A 7,863-nucleotide genomic window follows, 5' to 3' on the forward strand; every position below is an offset into this window, starting at 1 on the left:
CTACCTGAAGCAACACCGCTTATATACCCGCACACTTGGAATTATTTGAGTCTCTAAAAATGAGGGGATCTCTGAGAGGACAGCCCCACCATTCTGGTGGTTGACGATATTCCAGATAATTTGATGCTGATCACCTCGGTATTTCGCAAAGAGTTTCATCTCAAGCTGGTCAAGGATGGCGAAAAAGCGATCCGGATCTGCCAATCGGATAATCCACCCGATCTGGTGCTGCTCGATATCATGATGCCCAACCTGAACGGATTCGATGTCGCCAGAATTTTGCGTGAACATCCCCACTCAGAGCACATCCCCATCGTCTTTATGACGGCACTGGATGATATCTATTCCCGTAAACGGGCGATGAAACTCGGAGCAGTCGATTTTATCACCAAGCCGATCGACATCGAGATGCTGCGTTTTCGCATTGCCAATCTGATGCGGCTGGTGCATGCCAGAAGAGATCTGCAAAAAGAGTTCGATCAGATGCTTGAGCTCAACGCGCTCAAAGAGAGCCTCGAGTTCAATATCCGCTATGAAATCCGGGAGCCGCTGCTCAATGCGCTACACCTGCTGGAAGAGCTGGCCGCCGACCCGACGCTCAACATGGTCCAAAAAACCCAGCTCTCCATCACCAGAAAATCGGTGGGCGATGCGCTGGCATTGACCCGTCTGGCCTCCGAGATCTACCAGATTGAAACCGGCTCCTTTGTGTTGAAAGCGGGTAAAGTCCAGCTCTTTGATATTTTCAACCGGCTCTCGGTGCAGTTCAAAAATCTCTATGCCGGAAAAAAGCTCGATATCAAGCTGACCAAACCCAAAAATTATCTCTATGACGAGCTGTTCATCGCAGGTGACGAATTTCTCTGTTATTCCGCGTTTCAAATATTGATACGGCTCGCCTGCGAACATGCAACCCCCTCCTCCTGTGTGGAGATTGTCTGTCTGAAAAACCCTGACAGCATTATCTTGAATATTGATAGCTCGACCTTGCTGGATCTCAGCCACGCCTTGTCTCTGTTCGATAAATCCACCTCCTCCGATAACAAAGATGCGCGCAGTCGCAATGGCTACCATGGCAAAATCATGCTGGAAGCCCATGGCGCCACCGTGACGGTGTCGCTCGATGAAGAGACCCGGTTGCTGAATATCTCGGCGCACTTCCCGCAAAAAGAGGATTTCAACCCATATCCAGAGTGAGCCGGGTCCACGTCGTCGTGCCCAGCCATGACATCGCCGCGGATTATTTTCCTCTTCTGCGATGCGCGAATAAAACACGAAGGATTTATCACCACCCTGCTATTCATCGTCATCTGGTCATCGTCATCTGGCGGTTTAACGCAACGGGAAATTTTCATGCATGCAGCAAGAAGGGCCAACACCATGAAGCCATCCATTATTCCGTTGGGTTATCTGTTTTATGTCCCATCCCGCCGTCCCATCCATTAAGGAGATAACATGAATCTCATTCGCCGCGTTATCCCCTTGTATGTCCACATTGCCCACCTGTTTCTGGGCTTGCTGCTGGTGTTTGCCCTGATCACCCTTGGTCACCAATATCAGCAGACCAAAACCATGTTGATGAATGAGGCGGAAGAGAGATTCAGCCTGATTGGCCAACTGACGACGCAGGAGCTGGAAGGGCTGTTCCGCTCCTCGGCCCTGAGTGTCAATCTGCTCTCCCAGCAGCGCCTGACCGAAGCCGACACCCTGGCAGCACGCATGGCCAACATCCCCTATATGGCGACCCTGCTAACAGGGCAGCCCTCGGCCAACGGGGTCTATGCCGGTTACAACAACGGCGATATGTTCTGGCTGATGCGCTGGCCGACCGACACCGATGTGCAACACCTGACGCCTCCCGCCAATACCCGCTGGATCGTCCAAAGTGTCCGGCATCTGGAGGCAGCCACCCTCACGGATATCTTCGCGCTGGCCGACAACCTCGCCATCATCGCGCACAAACAGGTATCAGGACTCACATTTGATGCAAGAGAACACCCCTGGTTTATTCAGGCCAAGCAGGCCGGACGACTGGTGCAGACGCCCCCCTATATTTCGCTCGATTCTCAGGAGATGTACCTGAGCTTTGCCAAACCGATGCAAAACGGCGCTGGCATCATCGGAGTGAGCCTAAATCTGCGTTCCATCGAACACTTGCTCAAATCTGCCATGATCACCCCCAATATGCGGCTGGCCATTGTCAATGAGCAGGGGGAGCTGATCACCAGCCATAAAGGCGGGATGATCATTCACGGTGAGAAGGGGGGATTTCGACTAGCCAAAGTCACTGAAGCCGACCTTCCCATGCTGCAACATCTGATCGATGCCAGCCAACGTCAGCATATGGATAAACTGACGTTTCAATCAGAAGAGCGCGATTGGCAAGGTATGCATGTTGAGCTGCCGGAAGCGGATGAATCACGGCTATCACTCTGGATTGCCGCGCCTGTCGATGAACTGCTGGCCAAGGCCATCACCATTCGCAATCAGACCTTCCTTCTGTCGGGTATCTTCCTGATCCTTGCCCTGCTCGCGGCCATCAAGCTGGCCAGAACCGCCGCCAGGCCCCTCGATGCCCTGACACAAGAAGCAGGGAAAATAGCCCACTTCGACTTCAACGAGCCGGTCAGGGTCAACACCTATATTGCTGAAATCATCGATCTCTCCCAGGCCATGGGCGACATGAAATCAACCATTCAGCGCTTTTTGCAGCTTTCCACCTCCCTCTCCAGCGAGACCAGTTTCCCCCGCTTGCTGGTGCGGCTGCTCACCGAAATGCAGCAACTGACCGGTGCAACAGGCTGCATGCTCTATCTCTCCGATAGCGGCAACAAGACGCTGGATCTGGCGGGGTTGTGCTGGAATGGCGAGGTGCAGGAGCAAACGCCGACCCACAGTATCGGAACCCTCAATCAGCCAAAACATCTACTGTTCCAGAGCTTGCAAGGGGTGGAACTGGAACCGGTTGCGTTGGTCTCCAGCGAATTGCAGATCCTGTTTCCCTACATCGAGGAGAGCGACACACAGCTGACCTTCTGGCCGATTGCCCTGAAAAACCGTGATGGCCTACTGCTCGGCACCCTGGTGTTTCTGATCGATGAACAGCAAAAATCCCTGACTCCGCAGCGGATGGCCTTTGTCAAAGCCCTTTCCTCCACCGCCGCCGTGGCACTCACCACCCAGCGACTGCTGGAGGAGCAGCGCAATCTGCTGGAAGCCTTTATCCAGCTCATCGCAGGGGCTATCGATGCCAAGAGCCCCTATACCGGTGGCCACTGTCAACGAGTGCCCGAACTGACCAAGATGCTGGCAGAAGCGGCATGTGAGGCCCGGGAGGGACCATTCCAGCACTTCTCGCTCGATGAAAAACAGTGGGAAGCAATACATATCGCGGCCTGGCTGCACGATTGCGGCAAGGTGACCACCCCGGAATTTGTGGTCGACAAGGCCACCAAGCTGGAAACCCTGTGCGATCGCATTCACGAGGTCAGGATGCGCTTTGAAGTGCTGAAACGGGATGCCGAGATTGCCTACTGGCAGGCACGCCTCCACGGTGATGATGAAATCGCGTTACAGGCCACGCTGCAACAGCAGTGGCAACAGCTGGATGAGGAGTTTGCCTTCATCGCCCGCTGCAACGAAGGGGGCGAATTTATGGCCACGGAGGATATTGCAAGGCTGCAGCAGATCGCAGGCCGCACCTGGCAGCGCACGCTCTCCGATCGGATTGGCATCTCTCAGGATGAGCTGGCGCGCAAACAGCGGGAAGTGGAGTCACCGCTGCCGGTCACCGAGCCGCTGCTGGCCGATCGGCCGGATCACCTCTTCACCCGCAGCAACCGCGACCGCCTTGCCCCTGACAACCCCTGGGGATTTCAGGTCAACACCCCCGAATACCTCTATAACCGCGGCGAGATCTACAACCTCGCCATCCGCCGGGGCACCCTCACCGACGAGGAGCGCTACAAGATCAACGAGCACATGATCCAGACCATCATCATGCTCGAAAAACTCCCCTTCCCCGCCAACCTGAAACAGGTGCCGGAAATCGCAGGGGGACACCACGAGAAGATGGATGGCAGCGGTTATCCCAAGCGGCTGAAACGGGACGAGATGAGCATCCCCGCCCGCATGATGGCCATCGCCGATATCTTTGAAGCGCTGACCGCCGGCGATCGCCCCTACAAGAAAGCCAAGTCCCTTTCGGAGGCGATCCGCATCATGGGATTCATGCAGCAGGATCACCATATCGACCCCGAACTGTTTGCTCTCTTTCTCCGCTCTGGCGTCTACCTGCGCTATGCCGAGCGTTACATGAACCCGGAGCTCATCGACGAGGTGGATATCAGCCCCTATCTCGCCAACCATTGACCGCCACGAGGCACATGGGGTGACCTGATGCGTGCAGTCTGGGGATCTGCACGCAGCCCCGCCTGTCTGACACCGGTGGTCAACCCGATGCGCAATAGATCTGAAGAGGAGATTCACCCGACAGCCATGATAATCCTCTCCATGGAGCCTTGTTTGTGGCAGGGTTTATGGCTGACCCCACGGACACTTGCCAATTGAGGAAATCGAACAAGAAATCGAGAAAAATCAAGATAGATAGCCAAATAAAATAACAAACTTAACTATCATTAACTTGAACGTTTGAAAGAACGTGACCACTTCACATGGATCCAGCGCAATGACCACTGAACGGGAACAGTTGATCCGCTCACTGTTTGATGAGTACATCGAGATGTATTCATCACGGGATGACCGGCTCACAACACGTTTTAGCGACAATTTCAGCGGTTTTGCAGGCAGCAGCGATGTTCTGGTTACCAATCGAGAAGAGTGGGTTCGGATAACTCGCCGCGATTTTGCCCAGATCCCGGACAGGATCCGCCTGGACATACTCGATGTAGCCCTGCAAGATCTGGCCGCTGACGTGGTGGCTGTCACCGCCTTCTTCCATATCCATCTACCAAAATCAGAACCCATCCTGTCTCGGCAAACTGCCCGGCTGGTGCTGATCTTTCGGCATGAAGCCATGGAATGGAAAATTGCTCACAGCAGTATCTCCATCCCTTACGGTCTGGCTCGCGAGAACGAGATTTACCCGATGACCAATCTGGAGGAGCGCCAGCATGAACTGGAGCTGATTATCGAACTCAGAACCAAAGAGCTGGCGGAAGCGAACCGGAAACTGGAAGCGCTCAGCAATACCGACGGGCTTACCAACATTGGTAACCGCCGTCTGTTCGACAACTCATTGCACCAGGCCTGGGAGTGGTGCCTGCAGACAGAGATGCCGATTGCACTCATCATGCTCGACATCGATCATTTCAAGCAGTTCAACGACCTCTATGGCCACGTGGCCGGTGACGAGTGCCTTCGATTGCTGGCCCACACACTGGCACAATCCGGACGCCGCTCGGGGGAGTTGGTGGCCCGCTACGGCGGAGAAGAGTTTGTCATCCTGTTGCCACATGTCGAGCATCAATCTGCGTATGATATTGCCCAACACATACAGCGGCTCATTTTTGCACTCGCGCAGCCACACGCACAGAATGCCACCGGTCTGGTGACCGTTAGCATGGGTGTCGCCTGCCTCAGGCCATCGAGTCACCGGCAACCGTCAGAGCTGGTAAAACTCGCTGATTCCGCGCTCTACACCGCCAAGTCATCCGGCCGTAACTGCATCAGAATCGCTGAGCCACGACATTGATAGGCCGGTAGTTTTTTACCCTGTTATAAAAAACCATCCAGGATATAGTGAATCGCCCCTGGTTTTCTAGACACTTTGTTGCTGAAAAATAAACTGCCTTTCAAACTCTACCGGCGACAGCCCATCATTGGAACCATGGCGCCTGATTGGGTTGTAAAACATTTCGATATAATCAAATACGTCGCTGCGGGCTTCGTCTCTTGTCGCGTAAATCCTGCGCTTGATCCGCTCCCGTTTGAGCAACTGAAAGAAGCTCTCGGCGACAGCGTTATCGTGACAGTTGCCACGTCGGCTCATGCTGCAACTCAGGTTGTGGGCCTTCAGAACGTCCTGCCATTCACCACCGGTAAACTGGCTGCCCTGATCCGAGTGCACCAGTACCGGCTGCTTGGGCTTGCGCCGCCAGACGGCCATCAAGAGTGCATCCACCGCCAAGTCTGCCGTCATGCGTGGCTTCATCGCCCAGCCGACGATCTGGCGAGAGAACAGGTCGAGCACCACCGCCAGGTACAGCCACCCTTCTTGAGTGCGAATGTAGGTAATGTCAGTCACCCAGGAGATGTTGGGGGCTGGCACCTTAAACTGACGTGCCAGCGTGTTTGGGGCAGTCTGTGGGCTCTTGCCTCCATAATGCCCCTTACGGCGTTGATAGCCCGTTTGCGAACGCAGCCCTTCCCGCCTCATTAATTTGGCCACACGGTGCTTGCCGCAGGCTTCCCCTGCGTCACGAAGGTCGCGATGGATCTTGCGATAACCGTAGACAGCACCACTTTCCAGCCAGGATTGCTTGACCAATCCTATCAGTCGTTCGTCCTCCTGCTGGCGTGGCGACGCGGGCTGTTTCAGCCACGCGTAGAAGCCACTTCGGTGAACCCCCAGGGTCTGGCACAGGGTAACGACACTGTACCGGCCGAGTCGGGAGGTTATGAACGCGTACCTTTCCTTGACTCGCTGGCAAAGTACGCGGCGGCCTCCTTTAGGATATTGTGCTCCTCGGTGACCTGGCGCAGTTCGGCTTTCAGGCGGCGGATCTCGGCTTGCAAGGCAGACTCTTCGAGCTGCTGGTCAGCAGGCTTGCCGTACTGCCTGAGCCAGGCATACAGACTGTGGCTGGATACCCCAAGGGCTCGTGCAACGTCAGCCACCAGCCGTCCGCGCTCGGTGATTTGTTTAACGGCTTCGATTTTGAATGTTTCTGGATAACGCTGACGGGTCATAACACCTCCAATAGTTGCCTCATTTTAAGGCTGTGAGGTGTCTAGGGAACTGGGGGCGATTCAGCCCCCATCCGCGGTGGTTTATGTCCAAGCAAGATGTCTTCATCTATTTGCACGGGCTGCCACTCTGGAATATATGAACGAGCTCGATACAAGATGGTAAATCCATGGGTATCCAAATCACCCTGTTGATGCAAGACCAAAACCGATAGGCATATAGCCAAGACTCTTCGATACGAATCCACCAAACCGAAATAACTATTTAAGCTTGATTCCTGTTAAAAAAGAACATTATTTTACGAATGGCGATTGATGTTAACTTGATTATTACAGGGGTTGTTGTTATAGCTAAACTCTGAGTTTAAAACAAACAGATGGGGGTATTATGAGAGATAACATCATGCTTATGTTGCAAGGAGTGGATGGAGAACATGATCTCTTCCAGTATGCAACAGCGTTGGCAAAAACATTAAATGGGAAATTGACTTTAGTCCATGTCATTTTCAATCAAAAAGAAAATGCTCGCGTTCTTAACGTGGATATACGCAGTTCAATCAGTGACCGAGAACGAGCGATAAGGCAAAAGATAAATGAATGGAGATTAAGCACAGATATAATGCCCGAGATAGAAACGCTATTGACCGATAATATCAGCAATGACCTTCAAACTCTGTTAGAACAACGCAAAATAAATTTATTGGTTATTGGCCACCATCAACACTTGTTCGACTATTCACTAACGCCCCTGCTTATAAAAAAACTGTGTATCCCTGTACTTATCTATCCGTTAGATAAATATATATAGATTCGATATTCATCGCCAGATAGGCAAGATGGACTTTCTTTGAATGCGAGACGGGAATTCAGATAATAAGTGCGACACTCATGGATGAATGGCGAGAGGTGGCCAACTGCTGATTGGTGGTACCCTTC

The 7,863-nt window shown here is 53.3% G+C and carries 6 protein-coding genes; 4 read left to right on the forward strand and 2 right to left on the reverse strand.

The window, feature by feature from the left end:
• Window positions 1–96: 96 nt before the first annotated feature.
• The 3 genes from PG888_RS21880 to PG888_RS21890 all read left to right on the forward strand — a co-directional run bounded on the left by PG888_RS21880 (window position 97) and on the right by PG888_RS21890 (window position 5,713).
• Window positions 97–1,197: a response regulator gene (locus PG888_RS21880; RefSeq protein ID WP_270694371.1), complete on the forward strand. Its 1,101-nt coding sequence runs from the start codon at window positions 97–99 to the stop codon at window positions 1,195–1,197.
• A gap of 258 nt (window positions 1,198–1,455) precedes the next feature.
• On the forward strand, window positions 1,456–4,371 hold the full coding sequence (locus PG888_RS21885; RefSeq protein ID WP_270694370.1) for an HD domain-containing phosphohydrolase: 2,916 nt from the start codon (window positions 1,456–1,458) through the stop codon (window positions 4,369–4,371).
• 316 nt (window positions 4,372–4,687) lie between these two features.
• A complete protein-coding gene (locus PG888_RS21890; RefSeq protein ID WP_182939571.1) occupies window positions 4,688–5,713 on the forward strand; it encodes a GGDEF domain-containing protein in 1,026 nt (341 codons plus the stop codon).
• A gap of 66 nt (window positions 5,714–5,779) precedes the next feature.
• Here PG888_RS21890 and PG888_RS21895 read toward each other — a convergent pair.
• Window positions 5,780–6,930 (reverse strand): IS3 family transposase gene (locus PG888_RS21895; RefSeq protein WP_182939570.1). Its coding sequence is split into 2 segments (ribosomal slippage): window positions 5,780–6,693 and window positions 6,693–6,930, totalling 1,152 coding nucleotides; the frame shifts between segments, so codons are not numbered across the junction.
• Window positions 6,931–6,971: 41 nt separating this feature from the next.
• Complete coding sequence (locus PG888_RS23250) at window positions 6,972–7,175, reverse strand: Wadjet anti-phage system protein JetD domain-containing protein (protein WP_418133796.1); 204 nt, start codon at window positions 7,173–7,175, stop codon at window positions 6,972–6,974.
• 140 nt (window positions 7,176–7,315) lie between these two features.
• Here PG888_RS23250 and PG888_RS21900 point away from each other — a divergent pair, with 140 nt between their 5' ends.
• Window positions 7,316–7,735 carry a universal stress protein gene (locus PG888_RS21900; protein ID WP_182939568.1) on the forward strand — a complete coding sequence of 140 codons (420 nt, stop codon included), beginning with the start codon at window positions 7,316–7,318 and terminating at the stop codon, window positions 7,733–7,735.
• The last annotated feature ends 128 nt before the right edge of the window (window positions 7,736–7,863 follow it).

The organism is Aeromonas sp. QDB23, assembly GCF_027707745.1.
Lineage (GTDB): Bacteria > Pseudomonadota > Gammaproteobacteria > Enterobacterales > Aeromonadaceae > Aeromonas > Aeromonas allosaccharophila.